The organism is Gillisella vitis (genome assembly GCF_001541345.2).
GTDB lineage: Bacteria > Pseudomonadota > Alphaproteobacteria > Rhizobiales > Rhizobiaceae > Allorhizobium > Allorhizobium vitis.
This window is the reverse complement of record NZ_LMVL02000002.1, coordinates 100459-122573: the sequence shown is the minus strand read 5'-3', so window position 1 is coordinate 122573 and position 22115 is coordinate 100459. Positions and strand designations below refer to the sequence as shown.

At 56.5% G+C, this 22115-nt stretch carries 22 protein-coding genes and 2 tRNA genes; 9 read left to right on the top strand and 15 right to left on the bottom strand.

Features of this window, described 5'->3' with window-relative positions; genetic code table 11:
• Positions 1-11 precede the first annotated feature (11 nt).
• The 4 genes from ASB66_RS05370 to ASB66_RS05355 all read left to right on the top strand — a co-directional run bounded on the left by ASB66_RS05370 (position 12) and on the right by ASB66_RS05355 (position 4133).
• Positions 12-1490 carry a TadA family conjugal transfer-associated ATPase gene (locus ASB66_RS05370; protein WP_060719375.1) on the top strand — a complete coding sequence of 493 codons (1479 nt, stop codon included), beginning with the start codon at positions 12-14 and terminating at the stop codon, positions 1488-1490.
• 3 nt (positions 1491-1493) lie between these two features.
• The gene (locus ASB66_RS05365) at positions 1494-2498 is read left to right on the top strand and encodes a type II secretion system F family protein (protein WP_060719376.1); all 1005 of its coding nucleotides are present in this window, start codon (positions 1494-1496) and stop codon (positions 2496-2498) included.
• Positions 2499-2507: 9 nt separating this feature from the next.
• Complete coding sequence (locus tag ASB66_RS05360) at positions 2508-3488, top strand: type II secretion system F family protein (protein ID WP_060719377.1); 981 nt, start codon at positions 2508-2510, stop codon at positions 3486-3488.
• A gap of 267 nt (positions 3489-3755) precedes the next feature.
• Positions 3756-4133, top strand: a complete 378-nt coding sequence (locus ASB66_RS05355) for a hypothetical protein (protein ID WP_147274013.1) — start codon at positions 3756-3758, stop codon at positions 4131-4133.
• Positions 4134-4227: 94 nt separating this feature from the next.
• On the opposite strand, the gene ASB66_RS05350 is transcribed toward ASB66_RS05355, so the two are convergent.
• Positions 4228-4314 (bottom strand) — tRNA-Leu (locus ASB66_RS05350).
• 376 nt (positions 4315-4690) lie between these two features.
• Here ASB66_RS05350 and ASB66_RS05345 point away from each other — a divergent pair.
• Positions 4691-5104 carry a BA14K family protein gene (locus ASB66_RS05345; protein ID WP_060719379.1) on the top strand — a complete coding sequence of 138 codons (414 nt, stop codon included), beginning with the start codon at positions 4691-4693 and terminating at the stop codon, positions 5102-5104.
• Positions 5105-5354: 250 nt separating this feature from the next.
• Here ASB66_RS05345 and pheT read toward each other — a convergent pair whose 3' ends face one another.
• The 9 genes from pheT to infC all read right to left on the bottom strand — a co-directional run bounded on the left by pheT (position 5355) and on the right by infC (position 14254).
• A complete protein-coding gene (gene pheT, locus ASB66_RS05340; protein ID WP_060719380.1) occupies positions 5355-7778 on the bottom strand; it encodes a phenylalanine--tRNA ligase subunit beta in 2424 nt (807 codons plus the stop codon).
• Positions 7775-8047, bottom strand: a complete 273-nt coding sequence (locus ASB66_RS26020; RefSeq protein WP_147274012.1) for a hypothetical protein — start codon at positions 8045-8047, stop codon at positions 7775-7777. Before ASB66_RS26020 ends, pheT begins: the two co-directional genes overlap by 4 nt.
• A gap of 13 nt (positions 8048-8060) precedes the next feature.
• Complete coding sequence (gene pheS, locus ASB66_RS05335; RefSeq protein WP_060719381.1) at positions 8061-9146, bottom strand: phenylalanine--tRNA ligase subunit alpha; 1086 nt, start codon at positions 9144-9146, stop codon at positions 8061-8063.
• A gap of 223 nt (positions 9147-9369) precedes the next feature.
• Complete coding sequence (gene rplT, locus ASB66_RS05330) at positions 9370-9774, bottom strand: 50S ribosomal protein L20 (protein WP_060719382.1); 405 nt, start codon at positions 9772-9774, stop codon at positions 9370-9372.
• 39 nt (positions 9775-9813) lie between these two features.
• A complete protein-coding gene (gene rpmI / locus ASB66_RS05325) occupies positions 9814-10017 on the bottom strand; it encodes a 50S ribosomal protein L35 (RefSeq protein ID WP_012654654.1) in 204 nt (67 codons plus the stop codon).
• A gap of 227 nt (positions 10018-10244) precedes the next feature.
• Positions 10245-11600: a sensor histidine kinase gene (locus ASB66_RS05320; RefSeq protein ID WP_060719383.1), complete on the bottom strand. Its 1356-nt coding sequence runs from the start codon at positions 11598-11600 to the stop codon at positions 10245-10247.
• Positions 11594-12262 carry a response regulator transcription factor gene (locus tag ASB66_RS05315; protein ID WP_060719384.1) on the bottom strand — a complete coding sequence of 223 codons (669 nt, stop codon included), beginning with the start codon at positions 12260-12262 and terminating at the stop codon, positions 11594-11596. Before ASB66_RS05315 ends, ASB66_RS05320 begins: the two co-directional genes overlap by 7 nt.
• A gap of 156 nt (positions 12263-12418) precedes the next feature.
• A complete protein-coding gene (locus ASB66_RS05310) occupies positions 12419-12892 on the bottom strand; it encodes a PepSY domain-containing protein (RefSeq protein ID WP_081089140.1) in 474 nt (157 codons plus the stop codon).
• 825 nt (positions 12893-13717) lie between these two features.
• Complete coding sequence (infC, locus tag ASB66_RS05305; RefSeq protein WP_041696081.1) at positions 13718-14254, bottom strand: translation initiation factor IF-3; 537 nt, start codon at positions 14252-14254, stop codon at positions 13718-13720.
• A 312-nt stretch (positions 14255-14566) separates the two neighbouring features.
• Between infC and ASB66_RS05300 the strand changes: the two genes are divergently transcribed.
• Together ASB66_RS05300 and ASB66_RS05295 are read left to right on the top strand one after the other, a co-directional pair.
• Entirely contained in the window at positions 14567-15376 is an 810-nt protein-coding gene (locus ASB66_RS05300) for an alpha/beta hydrolase (protein ID WP_060719385.1), read from the top strand.
• Between the two features lie 161 nt (positions 15377-15537).
• Positions 15538-16152, top strand: coding sequence for a transglutaminase-like cysteine peptidase (locus ASB66_RS05295; protein ID WP_060719386.1), 615 nt, complete (start codon positions 15538-15540; stop codon positions 16150-16152).
• 65 nt (positions 16153-16217) lie between these two features.
• Here the strand turns inward: ASB66_RS05295 and mbfA are convergent, their stop codons facing one another.
• The 3 genes from mbfA to cmk all read right to left on the bottom strand — a co-directional run bounded on the left by mbfA (position 16218) and on the right by cmk (position 19867).
• Positions 16218-17201: an iron exporter MbfA gene (gene mbfA, locus ASB66_RS05290; protein WP_060719387.1), complete on the bottom strand. Its 984-nt coding sequence runs from the start codon at positions 17199-17201 to the stop codon at positions 16218-16220.
• 160 nt (positions 17202-17361) lie between these two features.
• Positions 17362-19065 (bottom strand): 30S ribosomal protein S1, encoded by a 1704-nt coding sequence (rpsA, locus tag ASB66_RS05285; RefSeq protein WP_060719485.1) that lies wholly within the window; start codon positions 19063-19065, stop codon positions 17362-17364.
• Positions 19066-19231: 166 nt separating this feature from the next.
• Positions 19232-19867: a (d)CMP kinase gene (gene cmk, locus ASB66_RS05280; RefSeq protein ID WP_060719486.1), complete on the bottom strand. Its 636-nt coding sequence runs from the start codon at positions 19865-19867 to the stop codon at positions 19232-19234.
• A 278-nt stretch (positions 19868-20145) separates the two neighbouring features.
• Between cmk and ASB66_RS05270 the strand changes: the two genes are divergently transcribed.
• Positions 20146-20532: a TIGR02300 family protein gene (locus ASB66_RS05270; RefSeq protein ID WP_060719389.1), complete on the top strand. Its 387-nt coding sequence runs from the start codon at positions 20146-20148 to the stop codon at positions 20530-20532.
• A 151-nt stretch (positions 20533-20683) separates the two neighbouring features.
• Positions 20684-20759, top strand: a tRNA-Ala gene (locus ASB66_RS05265).
• A gap of 108 nt (positions 20760-20867) precedes the next feature.
• Here ASB66_RS05265 and ASB66_RS05260 read toward each other — a convergent pair.
• Together ASB66_RS05260 and ASB66_RS05255 are read right to left on the bottom strand one after the other, a co-directional pair.
• A complete protein-coding gene (locus ASB66_RS05260) occupies positions 20868-21776 on the bottom strand; it encodes a reverse transcriptase family protein (protein ID WP_081089141.1) in 909 nt (302 codons plus the stop codon).
• The gene (locus tag ASB66_RS05255) at positions 21777-22064 is read right to left on the bottom strand and encodes a helix-turn-helix transcriptional regulator (RefSeq protein WP_060719391.1); all 288 of its coding nucleotides are present in this window, start codon (positions 22062-22064) and stop codon (positions 21777-21779) included.
• Between the last annotated feature and the right edge of the window lie 51 nt (positions 22065-22115).

Below are 22115 nucleotides of genomic sequence, written 5' to 3'. Positions count from 1 at the left end.
GGAACGAAACAATGTTCGGTAAACGTGGAAATGAAGGGTCTGTAAAGTCCGGTTCCGGCATGGCGCCGCCGGTCTCGGCACTGTCATCGCCCGGCATGCCCGCGTCCGTTTCTGCCTCCGGACGGATCGAACCGGGCCGCGCCGAGCCACCCAGGCCAGCCGCTCCCGCCGATCCCGCTCAGCGTCGTCGCCAGAACCGGACCGAGGATTATTACGATACCAAGAGCCAGGTTTTTTCGGCACTGATCGACACGATCGACCTGTCGCAGCTTGCCAAGCTGGACGCGGAAAGTGCGCGCGAGGAAATCCGCGATATCGTCAACGATATCATTTCCATCAAGAATTTCGCCATGTCGATCTCCGAGCAGGAAGAACTGCTCGACGACATCTGCAATGACGTGCTGGGCTACGGCCCGTTGGAACCCTTGCTGGCCCGCGACGATATTTCCGACATCATGGTCAATGGCGCCGGCCAGACCTTTATCGAAGTCGGCGGCAAGACCATCGAATCCGAAATCCGGTTTCGCGACAATTCCCAGCTTCTCTCCATCTGCCAGCGCATCGTCAGCCAGGTTGGCCGCCGCGTCGATGAGAGCAGCCCGATCTGTGACGCCCGCCTGCCGGATGGCTCACGCGTCAACGTGATCGCTCCGCCGCTGTCCATCGACGGTCCGGCGCTGACGATCCGTAAATTCAAGAAGGACAAGCTCAATCTCGACCAGCTGGTCAAATTCGGCGCAATTACGCCGGAAGGCGCGCAAGTCCTGCAAATCATCGGGCGGGTACGCTGTAATGTGGTGATTTCCGGCGGTACCGGCTCGGGTAAAACCACCCTGCTCAATTGCCTGACCCGCTATATCGACGCCGACGAACGGGTGATTACCTGCGAAGATACCGCAGAATTGCAATTGCAGCAGCCGCATGTCGTCCGGCTGGAAACCCGCCCGCCGAATATCGAGGGCGAAGGCGAAATCACCATGCGCGATCTCGTCAAGAACTGCCTGCGCATGAGGCCGGAACGAATCATCGTCGGCGAGGTGCGCGGATCGGAAGTCTTCGACCTGTTGCAGGCGATGAATACCGGCCATGACGGCTCGATGGGCACCATCCACGCCAACACCCCACGCGAATGCCTGAGCCGCATGGAATCGATGATTGCCATGGGCGGCTATTCCCTACCAGCAAAGACCGTGCGCGAGATTATTTCCGGCTCGGTCGACATCATCATCCAGGCGGCCCGCCTGCGCGACGGGACACGCCGCATCACCCAGATTACCGAAGTGGTGGGGATGGAAGGCGATGTGATCATCACCCAGGACCTGATGCGCTTTGAAATGGAAGGCGAGGACCTGACCGGCAAGATCATTGGCCGCCATGTGTCCACTGGCATTGGCAAGCCGCATTTCTGGGAACGCGCCCGCTATTACAATGAGGAACGGCGCCTGGCGGCGGCGCTCGACGCCATGGAACAGAAAACCGGTGTAGTCTAAGCCATGACCATCAATGTCCTCGCCATTGTGCTTCTTGCAGCCCTCGCGGCGGGGTCGCTGGCTTATGTCCTGTTGTTTTCACGGGTGCAGGCCGACAAGAAAACCGCCACACGCCTCGCCCGTGTGAAAAATGCCGAAGCCGATACCGCCAAGAAACAGGTGGCGCGCGACCGGGTTCAGGAACTTTCCAAGCGGCGCAAGTCCGTACAGGACACGCTGAAGGAAATCGAACGCAAACAGAATGAGAAAAACAAGAAAATCTCCAGCCAGTCGCTGAAACAGCGGCTCGGCCAGACAGGCCTTGATGTCAGCCTGACCCAGTTCAGCATTGCCAGCACCACCCTTGGCCTGGTGTTCTTCTGCCTGTGCTTTGTCCTCGGCATGTCCCTGTTTGCGTCCTTGGGTATCGCCTTTACGGCTGGTGCAGGCCTGCCGCGCTGGATCGTCAATTTCCTGATCCGCCGACGCCAGGAAAAATTCCTGACCGAGTTTCCCAATGCGCTGGACGTGATGGTGCGGTCGATCAAATCCGGCTTGCCACTCAATGATTCTCTGCGAATGATCGCCGTCGATGCGCAGGAACCGGTCAAAACCGAGTTTCGCCGTGTGGTCGATGCCCAGCAACTGGGCATAACGGTGCCGGAAGCCTGTGCGCGCATGTTCAATTCCATGCCTCTGCAAGAGGTCAGCTTCTTTGCCATCGTCATCGCCATCCAATCGCAGGCGGGCGGTAATCTCTCCGAGGCACTGGCCAATCTGTCGAAAGTGCTGCGCGAGCGGCGCAAGATGAAAGCCAAGGTCAGCGCCCTGTCCATGGAGGCCAAGGCATCCGCGGTGATCATCGGCGCGCTGCCCTTCATCGTCGCCTTTCTCGTCTACATCTCCTCGCCCGCCTATATCATGGTGCTGTTTACCGACCCGCGTGGCCATATGATTCTGGGAGTGTCGGCGGTGTGGATGTCCATCGGTATTCTTGTCATGCGCAATATGATCAATTTTGACATTTGAGGACATGCGATGTCTGCCGATCTTGCCGCCACACTCACCAACCCGACCCTGCTGATCGCCGTATTGGTAGCCATCGCGGTTTTCGCCACCCTTTACACCCTGATTTCACCGCTGCTGGAGCGGGGCGACCTCAACAAGCGGATGAAGGCCGTGTCCTCCGAGCGCGAACTGATCCGCGCTCGTGAGCGGGCCAGGATGAACAGCGAGGGCGGACGCGGCAGCCTGCGCAATACCGATAACAGTTCGGCGCGCAAAATCGTCGAGCGTTTCAACCTGCGCAAGGCGCTGGTGGACGACAAGACCATGGACCGGCTGAAAACCGCTGGCTTGCGCTCCCAAAATGCCCTGAACATGTTTCTGACGGCCCGGTTCCTGCTGCCCTTCCTGTTCTTGGCGCTGGCAACCACCTGGATCTTCGGATTGCACAACATGCAGTCCAGGCCGTTTGCCGTGCGTTTCCTGGCGGCGGTTGTGGCGGGTTATGTCGGCTTTTACCTGCCCAATATCTATATTTCCAACCGCATTACCAAACGGCAGCATTCGATCCGCCGGGCCTGGCCCGATGCACTGGACCTGATGCTGATCTGCGTCGAATCCGGCATGTCGATGGAAGCGGCGATGCGGCGTGTTGCCGATGAAATGGCGTCTCAATCTCCGGCGCTGGCCGAGGAAATGGTGCTGACCACAGCGGAACTGTCTTTCCTTCAGGACCGCCGCACGGCCTATGAAAACCTTGGGAACCGGACCCAGCTGGAAATCGTCAAATCCGTCTGCCAGGCTTTGATCCAGGCGGAACGCTACGGAACACCGATCGGCCAGGCCCTGCGCGTTCTGGCCCAGGAGGGCCGCGACGAGCGTATGAACGCCGCAGAAAAGAAAGCCGCCGCCCTGCCCCCAAAGCTGACCGTGCCGATGATCCTGTTTTTCCTGCCGGTGCTGGTCGCCGTTATTCTTGGTCCGGCCGGTATTCGCGTTTCGGACCGGTTCTAGGTATTTTGGCAGGGGCAGGCTTTTGATGTAACATTGCCATTCGATGCCTGTTGGCGAAACCGTGATCGGCAAGGCCCGCCTTATGCCCTTTTGCCCACGCGGCGGCCTTCCTATATCAGAGATGAAAGGCCCAGCTTTGGGCAGGCGCGCAACGGGCCATCGATTGTTTGTCAGGGACACCGCTCACCGATTTTCCTGAACCGACAAGCTTGAAAAAGGGACTGGATATCCGGTCCTTCGGCACGGTGTCAGCAAATGGAGATCGAGATGCAGAACCGAGCAGCAAGATGGACGGCAGCGCTGATGGCAGCAGCCTTGACCATGGCCGGGCCGGTCATGGCGGACCAGAACAAAAAGCCCGCCCTGGATAATTGGTCGCAGCCCTTGAAAGGTTACAAGGACCTGCCCGGCGTGAAGACGCAGGCCGAAATCGACCAGCAAAACCTCCAGCCAAGTTATCGCTGCAAGACCGAGACTGTGCTGATGCAGGGGCGCGGCACGCGCGATTTTCATTTTCTCGGCTCCGGCATGCCGCGCACCGTCTATCGCTGCACCACGGATGAAGGCATTACCTACACGGGCAGCGAGCAACCGCGCACCGGCGCCTGGTTGCCGGGAATCAATCCGAGAGATGTCGGGGAATAAGACCTCAAGCAGAAAAACCGCATAAAAACAAAAAAGCCCGGCGAACCGGGCTTTTTTGTATTCATAAACCAAATCAAAGATTTGGCTTTGGAATTGGTGCCCAGAAGAGGACTCGAACCTCCACACCCTTTCGAGTACCAGCACCTGAAGCTGGCGCGTCTACCAATTCCGCCATCTGGGCGACGAGGAGGGATTTAGTAGGCCAGCCCGCGCCTGTCAACACGGTTTTTGAAGTTTTCATGTCAGGATCGATTTTTTTCCGAGAGCCTCTATCCCGTTCATTTTGCAGCATCATTCAACATTCGCCCAAGCGCCTGAATCTAGTGGTTTTAATAGGGACAATTCGCAATATAGAAAAAGCTGGCGCGAATAAATGATTTATCTAATATATAAAGTGATCCTGTCCAAGATCAGGGTTTTGGCAGGTGCAAGCACAGACTGATGGAATCATCCCGCCAGAAAAATTGCCTTGCATTGAAAATTTCCCAGACCTTGACCGTCGAGCAATGAGATTTATGTAAATCGGCAAGTCCGCCTTTATAGTGAGGAGATGTAGAATGCCCTTGTTCCGCAATGCCTTGGCTGGGGTTGCGTTCGTCCTTGTCGGCAGCCTGCCTGCTGTCGCATCGGCGACCATGCCATTTACTGTGGACCCGCCGAACGGCGGCTCATCCCAGGTCATAGATATCCGCTATGTCTGCGACGTCTATGGTTGCTATGACCGGCCCGATTACGGCAGGCCGCCACCGCCGCCGCCAGGTTATTACCGGCCAGTCCCACCACCGCCACCACCCGGCTACTATCGCCCAGCACCTCCGCCACCAGGTTACTACCGTCCAGCGCCACCGCCGCGTGTATCGAACCGCCATATACGCTGGTGCATGGACCGCTATCGGTCCTATGATCCACAAACCAACCGCTACATCGCCGGGGATGGCCGCATGCGGGTCTGCCGCTCACCATTCCGATGATTTATACGAAGGTTCATTGAAAATGACTCTTCGTATTCCATTTGAAAATATCTCAAGCCTCTGGCGCATTTGAGATATTTTCAATTTTTCAAGTCGAGGATGCGTGAGCATCTTCGAGACTTGGTATTAAGCGTCTGACTGTGTTGAAAACCTGAGAAACACAAAACCCCTCGAAATATTCGAGGGGTTTTGACAATCACGATAAAAACAGCGGGACAAAGTTGCCGCCGCCTTGCCCATAAGACAGATGTCAGGCGCGTAGCGTACCACCTGTGGTCTTCTCCACATTGCCGACGATCTTCTTGGTCAGCGCGTCAAAATCCTCATCCGTCAGGGTCTTGTCCGATGGCTGAATCAGCACTTCGATGGCAACGGACTTCTTGCCTTCGCCAACGCTTGCGCCTTCAAACACGTCAAACACGTTGACGCCCGTGATCAGCTTACGGTCGGCGCTGGTGGCGGCCTTGATGATCGCGCCCGCTTCCACGGAACGTTCGACCACAAAGGCGAAATCGCGCTTCACCATCTGCAAGGGCGAGAGATCCAGTGCTGGTTTGGTGCGGGTGGCCTTTTTCTTCGGCTCCTGCATGGCATCGAGATAGACCTCAAAGCCGCAGAGCGCACCGGACACATCGAGGGCTGCCAGCGTCTTGGGGTGGAACTCGCCGAAATAGCCAAGCACGACCTTTGGCCCCATCTTGATGGTGCCGGAGCGGCCCGGATGATACCATTCCGGCCCACCCTGCTCGATCTGCACATTGCCCATCGGCAAGCCACAGGCTTCCAGCACGGCCAGCGCATCGGCCTTGGCGTCATAGACATCCACCGGCTTGCCGCCGCCCTTGGCAGCATTCGACCACATGCGACCAGCACCTGCAAGCGATGCCGTGCCACGGCGCACGCCGCCAGCCACGCGGCGCTGGCCTTCCGGCGTATCGCCTTCATAGGTGCCGGAGACTTCGAAAATCGCCACATCGCCAAAGCCGCGGTCGGCATTGCGCTGGGCAGCAGTGAGCAGGCCCGGCAGCAGCGATGGGCGCATGTCCGACATGTCAGAGGCAATCGGGTTGACCAGTTTCAGCGCCGCGCTACCACCTCCAAACAGGGCAGCCTGTTCTGCCGAGATGAAGGACCACGTCACCGCTTCCATCATGCCACGGCTGGCCAGCGCCCGCTTGGCTGTGCGGGTACGGATCTGCAAGGTGGTGAGGATCTTGCTGTTGACCGCGCCTATGGAGGGCAGAGGCTCTGGCGTGATCTTATCCACGCCATGCATGCGCATGACCTCTTCCACCAGATCGGCCTTGCCGTCCACATCCGGCCGCCAGGATGGCACGGCCACCTTGACGGTTTCGCCCTCGCCAGACACCTCAAAGCCAAGGCCGGTGAGGATGGAGCGGGATTCGTCGGTGGAAACATTCAGCCCGGTGAGGCGCTTGACTTCCGAGAATGGGAAATCAACCACCTTTTTCGTGTGGCCCTGATAGCCAACCACCTTGGTGGTGGCAGCCACACCGCCACACATCTCCAGCACCAGTTCAGTGGTGCGCTCAAGGCCGGGCACCATATAGTCCGGGTCAACGCCGCGCTCAAACCGATAGCGGGCATCGGTGATGATGCCAAGCGAGCGGCCCGATTTGGCAATGTTGATCGGGTCCCACAGGGCCGATTCAATCAGCACATTACTGGTGTTTTCATCGCAGCCGGAATGCTCGCCGCCCATGATACCGCCAATGGATTCAACGCCATTGTCATCGACAATCACCACGGTATTGGGTGTCAGCTTATAGGTGCGCGTGTCGAGAGCGAGAATTTCCTCACCATCCTTGGCACGACGCACGGTGAGCGCGCCCTTGACCTTATCGGCATCAAACACATGCATAGGCCGACCTTGATCAAAGGTCATGTAATTGGTCACATCCACCAGCGCCGAGATCGGGCGCAGGCCAATGGCAATCAGCCGCTTTTGCATCCAGACCGGGCTTGGGCCATTTTTGACGCCGCGCACGAGGCGATAGGCAAAGCCGGGGCAAAGCTTTGCATCATCCAACTCCAGCTTGACTTCAACCGAAGTCTCGCCTTCCACCGCAAAGCTTGGAGTTTTGGGCTGCTTCAACGTGCCAAGGCCGGAGGCGGCCAGATCGCGGGCAATGCCGTAAATGCTGGTGCAATCGGGCCGGTTAGGCGTGAGATTGATCTCGATGACCGGATCATCAATGCCAGCATAGGCCGCGAAAGAGGTACCGACAGGCGCATCATCAGGCAGATCGATAATGCCATCGTGATTATCAGACATGTTGAGTTCTTTTTCAGAACACATCATGCCATGGCTCTCAACGCCACGAATATTGCCAACGGCCAGTGTCACATCCAGCCCCGGCACATACATGCCCGGACGGCCAAACGCGCCAATCAAGCCCGCCCGCGCATTTGGCGCGCCGCAAACCACTTGCACCGGTTTACCGTCGCCCGCATCCACCGAGAGAACTTTCAGACGATCGGCAGAGGGATGCTTTTCCGCGCTCAAAATCTTGGCAATCACAAACGGCTTATAGGCCGCCTTGTCATCAACATCTTCAACTTCAAGGCCAATGGCGGTAAGGCGCTCGCAGACCTGATCCAGCGTGGCATCGGTGTCCAGATGGTCTTTCAACCAGGAGAGTGTGAATTTCATGCGTATTGTCCATCCAATTGGAAGCCATATGCCCAAATGCTCGGTGTAATTTCAGCTAGTAGAACGATGCATTTCGGATTGCTTGCATGCCTGTAGACAGAAAGTGTTTTAGCCTCGTTGGGGTAAAGAGGGTCTTGGAACGTCACCGCTTCTGACCCGCTTTTATAATGTGAAAACGATCCAACTCGAGCTTGAATTTCAATATGAGGATCGAGAACTCCCCAAAACACTTCAAATTGCCCGAACAAAGTATTTTCTACCGTCTTCAATGTTCACTGGTCCTTAAACGCTCAAACCACCAAACAATGTCGGCACGTCCAATGGACGAAAACCGTAGTGGCTGATCCAGCGGACGTCGGCATTGAAGAAGTCGCGCAGGTCGGGCATGCCGTATTTCAGCATGGCGATGCGGTCCAGCCCCATGCCCCAGGCAAAGCCTTGATACTCATCGGGGTCAAGGCCGCTGGCGCGCAGCACGTTGGGGTGGACCATGCCGCAGCCGAGGATTTCCATCCAGTCCTTGCCTTCGCCGAATTTGACAATCGGGCCGCTGGAGCGGTCGCACTGGATATCCACCTCGAACGATGGTTCCGTGAACGGGAAGAAGGACGGGCGAAAGCGCATGGTGACGCTATCGACTTCAAAGAAGGCTTTGCAGAATTCTTCCAGAACCCAGCGCAGATGGCCAACATTGGCGGTCTTGTCGATCACCAGGCCTTCGACCTGATGGAACATCGGCGAATGGGTGGCGTCCGAATCCTGCCGATAGGTCTTGCCCGGAATGACGATGCGGATCGGCGGTTTTTGCACTTCCATGGTGCGCACCTGCACCGGAGATGTATGGGTGCGCAGCACTTTGCGCTCGCCATTGGCGTCGGGTTGCAGGAAAAATGTGTCGTGCATTTCGCGGGCCGGGTGGCCTTCGGGGAAGTTCAGCGCCGTGAAATTGTAATAGTCGGTCTCGATATCCGGGCCTTCGGCAATGGAAAAACCCATGTCAGCGAAAATGGCCGTAATTTCATCAACGATCTGGCTGATCGGGTGAATACGCCCACGCTCAGCCGGAGAAGAGCGCACCGGCAGCGACACATCCAGCGTTTCAGCCTTCAGGCGCGCATTGATGGCAGCATCCTTCAACTCGGTCTTCTTGGCGGTCAGATGTTCGGTGATCTCGTTTTTCAGCGCGTTGATGGCGGCGCCACGGGTCTGGCGCTCTTCCGGCGTCATCGAGCCCAGCGTTTTCAAAAGCTCAGAGACCGAGCCTTTTTTGCCCATGGCAGACAGACGCACGGCTTCAATGCCCGCCTCGTCAGAGGCGCCAGCAATATCGGCCAGAAGGGATGTTTTCAAACTCTCGAGATCGGACATTGTCGTCTTTCCTGCCCATGTTCGGCCAGCGGATGTATCGCCAGTATCAAATAAAAAAGAAAAAACCCGCGCCAGTTCTCCCAGCGCGGGTTTCCCAATACCAGATTTCAGTTTGGGACGCGCTGATAGCGCATGTCCCACGCGGGCGCAGCCCGCGTGAAAGGCACATGCGCCATCTAAGTTGGTTGAGCCAGCTTTGCGCATTCATAAGAATGCGCGCGGCTCAACGAACCGCGGTCTCAAACTCGTTCTTCGTGCCAGTGTCCTTGAGGTAGGACAGAGCCTTCTTGGAGGCTTCAACCAGCGCGCCGAAAGCTGCCGGCTCATGGATGGCCATGTCGGACAAAACCTTACGGTCAACTTCAATGCCAGCCTTATTCAGGCCGTCGATGAAGCGGCCATAGGTCAGGCCGGATTCGCGGACAGCTGCGTTGATACGCTGAATCCACAGGGCGCGGAAATTGCGCTTGTTGACCTTGCGGTCGCGGTAAGCGAACTGCTTGGAACGATCCACCGCAGCCTTTGCAGCGCGGATGGTGTTCTTGCGGCGGCCGTAAAAGCCCTTGGCGGCTTTCAGAACCTTCTTGTGCTTGGCATGAGCGGCAACGCCGCGTTTTACGCGTGACATGTCATGATCTCCTTAAATGATCCAAAAAGCGAAAGGGTCTCAGAGACCGTTAGGCAGGTAGTTCTTGATGACTTTCTTGCCGTCTGCTTCGGCAAGTACCATCGTTCCGCGTGCATTGCGGATGAACTTGTTGGACCGCTTGATCATGCCGTGACGCTTGCCAGCGGCAGCAGCCAGGACCTTGCCGGAGGCAGTGATCTTGAACCGCTTCTTGGCGGAGGACTTCGTCTTCATCTTGGGCATTTTGCTACTCCATTGTTCTTGTATCGAAACAGGCAGACGAGGCCTGTTTTCAAGCATAAAGAACGGCCACGGCATGCCCTGCCGGACCGTTCGGACGGGCGCTTATAACCGCAGGCCCGGTAAAGTGCAACGGGATTCAAGCGCACGAGACAAAAATCGGTTTTGCGGCCTGCCAACGCCAGAAAATCGACGACTTAAGCGCGCTATCCAGGCCAAGTGACCTGCCGTCAGATCGGATGAGCCGGAATCTGACGACCGCCATTGCGGGGAAATTGCAGGGTGACTAGCAAGCCGCCAATATCGGCCTGATCCAGGCTGAGATTGCCGCCATAAGCGGTCATGATATCGGCGCAGATCGCAAGGCCCAGACCGGAACCGCCCTGGTCTGAATCCAAAAATTCACCACGCCGCAGCACCTGCTGCCGGTCTTGCGGGCGCACACCCGGCCCATCATCGCCAATGACGATCATCGCCATATCCCGATCCGCAAAAGCGCGGAGGTGAATGATCGAGGAAGCCCATTTCGTTGCATTGTCGAGAATATTGCCGATTGCTTCGGCAAGATCGGCAGCGTCGGCCTCAATCGCCAGGCCTGGCTCCACGTCGACATCCCAGGCAAGATCCCGAGCCCGGGCAATCGGGTCGAGAACCTTGACCAGTTTTCCGATCAGGCTTTCCATGTCCGTGACCTGCATCTGCTCGACACCAAGGCGCGCGGCCTGCAATTGCCGGTCGGCCCGCTGGCGCACCAGGTTGATTTGCTCGAAAGCCGCTTCACGCTCGGCTGGAGGCAGATGCTGCACCATTTGCGCCAGCACCGTCAGCGGTGTTTTCAATCCATGCGCCAGATCACTAGCCCTGCTGCGCGCCTTCTCGATCGCGTATTGCCGTTCGGTGAGCAAAAGGTTGATTTCCTCGACGAGCGGCATCACTTCAATTGGCACGCCGTCATCCATGACCCGCAACTGACCGGCCCGAACCATCGACACCTGGTTTCGCACACGCGTCAGTGGCTGCAAAACGACCCGGGCCTGAAGCAACGCCGCGCCCAACAGAACCAGGGCGGTGATCAGCATGACAGAACGCGAGCGCTCCCGATGCTGATCGAGCGGCTCCATCAAATTAGCCAAAGGAAAGCCGGCATAGATGATAACCGGATAGTCTATGCCCTCATCCGAGATTTTGATTTCGCTGCGCAGCAGCAAAATATCCTCACCATCTGGCCCCTGCGCGCGACTGAAATCGAATGGACCTTCCTGATGCAGTCCAGTTCTGGGCAGTTCGACATCCCAGAGCGACCGCGACCGCAGGCTGCGGCCATCAGGCGTCCATACCTGCCAGTAACGCCCGCCGCTGACAGTGGAAAAGCGCGGATCTGCGGGTGGCGAGACGATATCAATCTTGCCATTTTCCACCTTGAGGCGGGAGGCAATGGTATTGATAGTGACATTCATCTCGGTTTTGAATTGTTGACCGACATAGTTGATGAACAAATAACCGACAGAGAACCAAAGGACCATCAGCGCCAGCCCGATTGCCAGGAAGGAGCCAATCGCGAGCCTGAGGCGCAGCGATCTCAGCATGAATTCTCGTCCGGCACGACGTAACCGAAGCCGCGCCGTGTTTCGATAGCACTGGCATCCGTTTTCTTACGGATCCGCGCCACCATGGCTTCGACTGCATTTTTTGAAGCATCGTCATCGCGCCCCTGGATCTGGGTGGCGATCTCATAGGCTGAAAAGACCCGCCCCTTGTTTTGGACGAGAATCTGGATCAACCGAAACTCCAGCGGGCTGACCTCCAACAGAGCGCCATTGAAAGTGACGGTCCGACCGGCCTCATCCACCTGGAAACGCCCGGCTGAAAATAGGGTATGGCTGGTTTTTCCAGCGCGCCGCAGCAATGCGCGAAGCCGGGCCAGCAATTCCTCTGTCCGGAACGGCTTCGGAAGATAGTCATCCGCTCCGGCATCGAAACCATCAACCCTTTCCATCCAGGATCCCCGCGCCGTCAGGACCAGAACGGGTGTCTGGATCCTATCCTTGCGCCATCGTCTCAAAATCGAAAGGCCATCCAGCCCAGGCAGGCCGAGATCGAGAATAATGGCGTCAAGGGACGTATCCTCTCCAGCTTCCCAGACATCCGGTCCCTTGTTGACCAAGGTTACCTCGTAGCCCTCGCCCCTTAACGTCTCCGCCACATGGCGACCGATATTGGCGTCGTCTTCAGCCAGTAAAATACGCAAGATTCAATGCTCTCCAAAAGATCGCCGTGGAAGAAGTTACAATCCGCGCAAGACTATATCATGCATGGCGCTATAGGATTTTGTTTTTGCATCATATTGCCCGAAAATCGGTTTCCAATTTTCAGTACGATGCCGTGTAGGCAGTCGCTGCCAGCTTTATCGTGCCAGTTTTCCGGTTCGCGCATCCACTTTCAAGGTGCGAAACCGGCCCGATATGTCCTTTATGGTCAGCAAGTAAAAATCACCGTTGGAGAGATAGCGTAAATCCACATCGATCAACCGCGAACCTTCAGGCAGCTTGAGATTGCCAAGCACCTCTCGTAACGAACGATAGCGGCCACTTTTGACGCCGTCCAGCACCTGTGGCCGGACGATGCTCGGATCGTCATCTGAATACGAGCCGTTCGGAGTTCCGCCTGGACCTCCCCCTCCGGGCCTGCTGCCAAAAGGCCCGGGACCGCCTGAAAATCCGGGAGGGCCGCCGCTCGGCGGGTCGTCGCCTCGCCCTCCACCTGGAGGGCTACCTGGAGGGCCACCTGGAGGGCCGCCGCCTGGAGGGCCACCGCGATTGTCAGAGGCCATGACGAGACTTGTAAAGAACAGGGATACCAGAAACAAAATTACGGCCACGCCGCGACCGTAAACTCGGCCACCCTCTGACCCTTCTTTCGCAAAACATCTCAGGCACGAACGTTGGCGCCGGATTGCTCTGGCGACCTCCATTTTTCCATCTTCCGTTGAGCTGCTTCTCATGGCCATTCCGGTATAGGCACAGGGCGCACTGGCTGACAAACTTTAATCGGCGCTCGATTGCCTGTATTCAGTCATAAAATCCCATTGGACCTCAGATAAATTATCCAGTCAACGCGACGTGTGATGCGCAAGGCTATTCGACGGCATCCTTAGGTTGATTCGCATAGCGCCATTTGAATACAGAGGCCGCCAACAGCTGTAAAGTTAAATGACAAACGACACAAAGGGTTTCACTAGTATTTTTTGACTTTTTTGAGATGTCTCCGATGGAAACTTGATAAACCTCAATTAAAATCAAATTTTATTTCCAATTGAACCCTCATTGAAAAATATAAATTAAATAATCTATTTGAATAGACCACAAAAGTGCATAAGTCTGCACGTTCCCCAACAAGGAACTCCGCCGTTCCATTTAGAGACGGCGGAGTTTCCAATAGGCTAATAGCCTTGGTTGTCACCCAGGGGCATAGGATGACATAACAGACAGGGAACGTTGTGGGGACGTGGGGTAAATCCCGTCTGTTGAAAATGACAATGCCAAAACACCGCTGACATCGCGCTGACGACATTGTCAGTATTTTGTCAGACTACACTTTCGAAGCGCGACAACGGCTTTATTGCAAAAAAGCGACCTGCGTTCGATAAAACGCATGTCGCTTTAAACTGGCAGATACTGTCGACTCCGACTGATAGGTCGCTGGCTTATTTAGGGGCCAGCACCATCATCATCTGACGACCTTCGAGCTTAGGTTCAGCCTCAACCTTGGCAACTTCGACTGTGTCTTCCTTCACCTGCATGAGCAATTTCATGCCCAGTTCCTGGTGGGCCATTTCGCGGCCGCGGAACTTCAGGGTGACTTTGACCTTGTCGCCGTCTTCAAAGAACCGCGACATCGACTTCATCTTCACCTCATAGTCATGGGTGTCGATGTTCGGGCGCATCTTGATTTCTTTGACTTCAACGATTTTCTGTTTCTTGCGCGCTTCTGCCGCCTTCTTCTGGTTGGCGTATTTCAGCTTACCAAGGTCCAGGATCTTGCAAACGGGCGGTTCAGCATTCGGCGAAATTTCGACCAGATCGAGACCGGCTTCTTCCGCCATGCGGAGCGCCTGGTCCGTCGGCACGGCGCCGAGATTCTGGCCTTCTGCGTCAATCAACTGGACCTTTGGAACCCGGATTTCCCGGTTGGAGCGCGGCCCGTCCTTAACGGGGGCATCGGCTTTGAACGGTCTGCGAATGGTCGTATTCTCCTCAATAATTTCGGATAGTCATATAGGTGATTTCGGAACGTCAGATAGGCCCGATTGTCCCGCCTTGCAAGGCTGAGCTCTCTATCGGACCGCTGTTCAAAGGGTGATAGCATAGTTTTTTAAAAAAATCACCAGCTGTCGTGAAGAGAAGAATCTGTTTTATACCTTATACGAAGGCCGGAAGGTGCTCACGCATCCCCGCTTTCAAGCGATTTCGAATACATCAAAGGATTGAAATATTCGAAACCGGAATACGAACTGCTCTCTTCAATCGCAGTTGGACCGCACCTGGAGACAATGATGACCGATGCCGGACGAACAATCGAAACCCATGCTATCACCGTTGGACAGGGGATCGATGCGCGCAGCATCGCCGCGCTGGTCCGGGCACCCACAGGAGAGAATCGCCCCACCTGCATCTGGCTTGGCGGCTACCGGTCCGACATGACAGGCACCAAGGCGCTGGAAATGGACGACCTTGCCGCGTCTCTTGGGATTGGCGCCATCCGATTCGATTATTCCGGGCATGGCGCCTCTGGTGGAGCCTTTCGCGACGGCACCATTTCCCGCTGGCTGGAAGAGGCTCTTGCAGTTCTCGATCACTTCAAACCGGAAAAACTCGTTCTGGTCGGTTCCTCCATGGGCGGTTGGATTGCATTGCGATTGATCCAGGAGTTGAAGGCGCGCCGTAACAATCCGACCCAGGTGTCAGGAATGGTGTTGATCGCACCGGCTCCCGACTTCACGTCGGACCTGATCGAGCCAATGCTTGGCGACCATGAGCGGAAAGACCTGGCCGAGAAAGGCTATTTCGAGGAAATCTCTGAGTACAGCCCGGAGCCGAATATCTTCACCCGCGCGCTGATGGAAGACGGGCGCACCAACCGGGTGATGACCGGTATGATAAACACCGGCTGCCCCATCCATATCCTGCAAGGCATGGCCGATCCTGATGTCCCCTACCAACATGCGCTGAAACTGGTTGAACACCTGCCCGCCGACGATGTTGTATTAACTTTGGTGCGTGACGGCGATCATCGGCTATCGCGTCCGCAGGACATTGACCGGATGCGCAACGCCATTCGCGCCATGATCGAACCAAGACCATAAGGCTAAACCTCTTGCGCCATTCGGCAAAAATGCGACAAAACTTCACACTCATTAACGGATTTTAACCATATTGGCCAATTGACCCGTCCCTCAGCCTTGAACCGATTGACTCTCTGCCCTTGGTAATCTTAACTCTTTGTTAAGAATTCAAGGGACGTCTCATGACCTTCAGGCTCTCAACTCTGGCAGCTTTTCTGGCAATTCCGCTGTTTTTCGCGGGCAATGCGGCTGCGGATATGACATCGGCTGTTCCAGCCTCGATGGTCACCGGCGGCATCACATCGCAGCCCATTGGCCATTACGAATTTTGCCTGCGCTACAAAGCCGAATGCCAGGTTCGCAGCAAGCCTGCCCCTGCGCGTCAGGTTACCGAACACGGCTGGGATATCGTTCGCGCCGTCAACATGGATGTCAACAAATCCATCACTCCGATGACCGATATGGACGTCTACGGTCGTGAAGAATGGTGGGAATATCCCGTTGACGCCGGCGATTGCGAAGACTTTGTTCTGTTGAAGCGCAAGCGCCTGCTCCAGGCCGGATTTTCGGAATCGGATCTGCTGATTACCGTTGTGCGCAAGCCCGATGGTGAAGGCCATGCAGTCTTGACGCTGCGCACATCCACAGGCGACTATATTCTCGACAACCTGGTTGACGATGTAAAACTCTGGAGCGAAACCTCCTATACCTATCTGAAACGGCAGGCGAGCTTCGATACCGGTCGCTGGGTCACGATTGAAAGCGGCAAGGATGTTCCGGTCGCGGCGTTGAAATAGGTTACCAAGACAATTGAAAAAGGGCCTGGATGCGGAATCGCTCCAGGCCTTTTTTATAGGCTGTTTCAACCGCTGCCGATCAGGATACCGGCGGCCAGCACCAACGAACCACCCAGCACCACCTGCATGGCCGCACGCCAGAACGGCGTTTCCATATATTTGTTCTGGATGAAGGCGATGGCCCATAATTCGATGAACACCACCACACCCGCCGTCGCCGTCGCCGTCCAGAAATGCGGAATGAGATAGGGCAGAGCATGACCCAGGCCACCCAGCGCTGTCATGATACCGCAGGCCAGGCCGCGCTTGATCGGTGAACCTCGGCCGGAAATCTTGCCATCGTCATGGGAGGCTTCGGTAAAGCCCATGGAAATGCCCGCCCCCACCGAGGCAGAGAGGCCGACCAGAAAGGTCTGCCAGGTATCGCCGGTGGCGAAAGCTGCGGCAAAGATCGGCGCAAGGGTCGAAACCGAACCATCCATCAAACCGGCAAGACCCGGCTGCACATAGGTGAGAACGAACTGCCGCTTGGCGGTTTCCTGTTCCAGTTTCTGGACATCCTCAGGCCGGTGCTTTTCACCCAGCATATGGGCCACGTCTTCGTGCCCCTGCTCTGCCATGGCCAGATCGCCGAGAAGCGTCCTTGTGCGGGCATCCGAGACATGTTTCTGGGCCTCCACATAAAAATTATACGCAGAGCGCTCCATGGCCTCGGCCTCTTCGCGCACCTGATCGACGGAAAGCTGAGCCTGAAGCCAATCGGGTTTTCGCGTCATGAACCCCTGAACATGCTCCCGGCGAATCAGCGGAATATGCTCACCAAACCGCTGGCGATGCATGTCGATCAGCATGTTGCGGTGAGCATGTTCAACCTCCGCCATATCAGCGAAAACCTTGGCGGACTGGGGATATTGCTCTTTCAACCGCTCCGCATAGGCCAGGTAGATCCGCGCATCGTCTTCCTCGGAAGAAATTGCCAGCGCGAGAACCTCCTGTTCGGTGAGACTATCCAGACGCCGCTTCGCAGGGGCGAATAAGGTGCGAAACATGATGGCCGATCTCCAATTTAGAATAATTCTAAACTTAGAGCATTGCTTGATGGGCGGCAAGGGCCGTTTTGGCAATCATCACGCCCGCAACCATCAAGCCATAAAAAAACCCGCCGGACATTGCTGCCCGGCGGGTTTTTAATCTTCTAAACCGCGACGATTAGTCGTTGCTGCGGTTCTTCAGGGCTGCGCCCAGGATGTCGCCGAGCGAAGCGCCACTATCGGACGAACCGAACTGAGCAACGGCTTCCTTCTCTTCAGCGATTTCCAGCGCCTTGATCGACAGCATGACCTTGCGATCCTTCTTGGAGAAGTTGGTGACGCGAGCGTCAAAAACCTGGCCAACGGAGAAACGCTCAGGGCGCTGGTCGTCACGGTCACGAGCGAGGTCGGCGCGGCGGATGAAGGACACGATGTCTTCATGGTTGACGAGCTTGACTTCGACGCCACCGTCATTGACCGCGATCACTTCGCAGGACACGACAGCATTCTTACGCAGATCGCCGGAAGCGGCGGCATCACCGACCGAGTCCTTGCCGAGCTGCTTGATGCCGAGCGAGATACGCTCCTTTTCGACATCCACATCGAGAACAACGGCGCGAACGACGTCGCCCTTGTTGTATTCTTCGATGACCTGCTCGCCCGGACGGTTCCAGTCGAGATCCGACAGGTGAACCATGCCGTCAACGTCGCCTTCGAGGCCGATGAACAGGCCGAATTCGGTCTTGTTCTTGACTTCGCCTTCAACTTCAGCGCCAGCCGGATGGCTGTAGGCAAATGCCTGCCATGGGTTTTCAAGGGTCTGCTTCAGGCCAAGCGAGATACGACGCTTGGACGGATCGACTTCGAGAACAACCACGTCGACTTCCTGGCTGGTGGACAGGATCTTGCCGGGGTGTACGTTCTTCTTGGTCCAGGACATTTCGGAAATGTGGATCAGGCCTTCGATGCCCGGCTCCAGCTCAACAAATGCACCGTAGTCGGTGATGTTGGTCACGGTACCGGAGATCTTCTTGCCAACTGGGTACTTGGCAGCAATGCCATCCCATGGATCCGACTCAAGCTGCTTCATACCGAGCGAGATGCGGTGGGTTTCCTGGTTGATACGGATGATCTGAACCTTGACCGACTGGCCGATGGACAGGATTTCCGAAGGATGGTTCACACGACGCCATGCCATGTCGGTGACATGCAGCAGGCCGTCGATGCCGCCGAGGTCAACGAACGCACCGTAATCGGTGATGTTCTTGACGACGCCTTCAACAACCTGGCCTTCTTCGAGGTTCTGAACGATTTCAGAACGCTGCTCGGCGCGGGACTCTTCGAGAACCGTACGGCGCGAAACCACGATGTTGCCGCGACGCTTGTCCATCTTGAGGATTTCGAAGGGCTGCGGGTTGTGCATCAGCGGGGTCACGTCGCGGATCGGGCGGATATCCACCTGGGAGCGCGGCAGGAAGGCAACGGCACCATCCAGATCGACGGTAAAGCCACCCTTGACCTGATTGAAGATAACGCCTTCAACGCGCTCGCCAGCTTCGAACTTGGCTTCGAGCTTGATCCAGCTTTCTTCGCGACGGGCCTTTTCGCGCGACAGAACAGCTTCGCCCAGCGCGTTTTCAATGCGCTCGACGTAAACTTCAACTTCGTCGCCAACCTTCAGCTGGCCATCCTTGGCGCGAGCGCCAAATTCCTTCAGCGGAACGCGGCCTTCGACCTTGAGGCCGACGTCAACGATCGCGACGTCCTTCTCGATGGCCGTCACGATGCCCTTGGCAACATAGCCTTCGGCCAGATCGGTCTTTGCGAAGGATTCTTCCAGCAGGGCCGCGAAATCGTCCCGTGTCGGGGTAGAAACAGACATGAAATCTCCTAATCGCATCCCCTTGGGAATGCGCAGTGCGCCGGTGGGTTGGTGTTGATAACGGCCGATCCCGCGTCCGCCCTTTAAAAGGACAACCCGGCGCAAGGACGCTGGTTTCGGCTGGTCCAGACAAAACCGGTGGTCGGTCCTGCCTGCTGAATGCATGCTAATTGTTTTTCAATGCCGCATCGATCAAGGAACGCGCAGCCTGAAACGCCGCCTCTATACTCATTTCGGACGTATCTAGCAAGTGCGCGTCTTCAGCAGGTTTCAACGGGCTGTCGGCGCGGCCCATGTCGCGGTCGTCGCGCCGCTTCACATCCTCAAACACAGCCGGATAGTCTGCCACACCGCCATGGGCGACAATCTCGTCATAGCGGCGCCGGGCGCGCACTTGCGGAGAGGCCGTCACATAGAGCTTGACCGCCGCATTCGGGCAAACAACCGTGCCGATATCGCGCCCGTCCAGCACCACACCAGGGGCTTTCAGCGAAAACCGCCGCTGCGCCTCAACCAGAGCGCGGCGCACGGCTGGCATGACGGCGATCTTAGAGGCTGCCTCGCCGATATCGTGCTTGGCCAGAACCTCCCGGTCCAGACCGGACAGATCGAGCCCCAGCGCCACCTGCTCGGCCACAGCCTCATTATCGAGCGGCAGGTCTTTCTCCAGAAGCGCCTTGGCCGTGGCCCGGTAGGTCAGACCGGTGTCCAGATGATGAAAGCCGTAACTGTCGGCGATACGGCGCGACAGCGTTCCCTTGCCAGCAGCCGCAGGACCATCGATGGCGATTACAAACCTGATTTCCGTCCCCTCAGTCAAACAGCCGTCCTCTTCCTGTCTGCATACCTCGTGTTGCACGGCCCCGTAGCACACCCGACGTCCAAGGTCATCCCCGCTCCGACGCTCTCCATTTCGGCTTTTAGCTGGCGCGAAAGCGGCAAGCCTGCGGATCGACCGGCCAGATTGCCTTTGACAGACGCCAGCACAACGATTAAGGGACCGTCGACAGTTGGACCGGCCTTCGGGTCCGGGTCCTTGGCGCATGCCCTCTTTTCCAACGATTTCATGAGGCTTTGACAGTGGCGAAGGCAGAACTTGGAACCAAACGCACTTGCCCCGACACCGGCAAGAAATTCTACGATCTGAACAATGATCCGGTCGTATCCCCCTATACGAAGAAATCCTGGCCGCTCTCTTACTTTGAAGAGACCTCGGTAGCCGCCATCATGGAAAAGGCTGAAGAGGAAGAGGTCGCGGAAGTCGATACCGAGAACACCGATGTCGAACTGGTTTCGCTGGAAGACGCGGATGATGCAGCCGGTGGCGACGACATTCCAGATATCGGCGATGACGATGTCGAAATCGGCGACGATGATGACGACACGTTCCTGGAAGCCGATGAAGACGACGAAGACGACGACATGTCCGGCATTATCGGCGTGACCGGCGACGACGACGAAGTCTGATTCAACAGCTCTGCGCCCTCGGATGACAAAAAAACATCCGGGTGCGCATTTTTTGGCTTGTCACGGGCAAAAGCAGCACGTATGAAGCCGCCACACCGAACGAAGCACTGCTTCACACGGTTCCCGGACCCGGCAAATGCCGGACCCTTATGGGGCTATAGCTCAGCTGGGAGAGCGCTTGCATGGCATGCAAGAGGTCAGCGGTTCGATCCCGCTTAGCTCCACCAAATTTCTCAGACTTACAGATTTGACAGATATATCAATTCCTTAGGAACGCGATCCGCAAAACTCTCCGACCAATTTCTACCAACATTTCCTACCAAGTTTTTTGAGGCTTATATTTTTGCCGCCTCAGAGGCTCTCCGCCGCTGATCGGCTGCCTTGATTTGCCCAACTTGAGCCAACCGGCCACGAAGCTGGCTTTCAAGTGCCTTCCTATGGTCAGCAGAGGCCGTACGCGTGAGTTCATCACGCACCTTGGCGATCTTCGCATGTTGACGATTGGGCGCCACCACACTGCCCCTCAAGAGGACGACGCCAGTCACCTCGACTGACTTGTCGCGGACTGAGCGCTCCTTGCTTCGTGCGTACCGATGGCCGTGACGATACAGGGTTTTCTTTATCTCCCATATCTGAGCCTCTGGGACCGACACACCGGAAATGGTAAGGTCGTCGGCGTAGACACTGAGTTTGCACCCACCATCCTCCACAAGCTTGGCAATCTCTCCCCACATGTCGAGATAGCAGAGGTACGCGAGAATAGGGCTACAAGGGCTTCCTTGGGGCAAAGCGCCCTTGAAGGTTACGATGTTCGCCAAAATCGCCGCGACGTCTTCCGAGCATTCCATGCGAGTGCGGAAGAACCAGATGGCTTTTTTCACGGTGCAGCTGGGGAAGAAGTCTTCAATATCGAGAAGTCGGACTGATCGCGCACCAACATGAAAGGCTGCATTATCTGCATATGACCGGCCAGGCACGGGTGCAAACAGATAGTCAGGTGGAGTAACTCGCCTCAACAAATCGGCAATCCGCGACTGAACCGCCTTGAGCGGGGCGTTAGGCGCACTAATCTTCCGCACGCCGCCCGATTTCTTAGGCTTGGTAAACTCGAAATACCGCTGCTCGCCCTCAGAGAGGGTCTGCAATTTTTCACGCGACACGTACAAGAGGCTTGCGAGCTTCGCTTTCGACCGAAGGCGGAAAAAGGGGCTGTCGCGAAGAGAGTACTTGCGTCGATCCGTCAATTACGTACGAGCCTCTACGAATTGGAGGAACTGCAAAACCTTACCGGCTATGGCTCCCTTTACTCTTGATGCCTTACTCGGGTCCTCAAGGTTCTCAGAGAAGAACAGGATGGACGACGCAGGTATGCCAAATTGGGAGGCATACTTCTCGATCAATTCGATTGTCGGAGTTTTCTTGCCGCTCTCGATCTCGGAGAGATACGATTTCGATATCTCAAGCTTCTCGGCAAGATCCTGCTGCTTGAGATCGTGGTAGACGCGGATAAGCCGCAACGCCTCGGATAACATGATACGGTCCTTTCCAGTGGGGATACATTGGAAGCGACTTAGCTGTCGGGA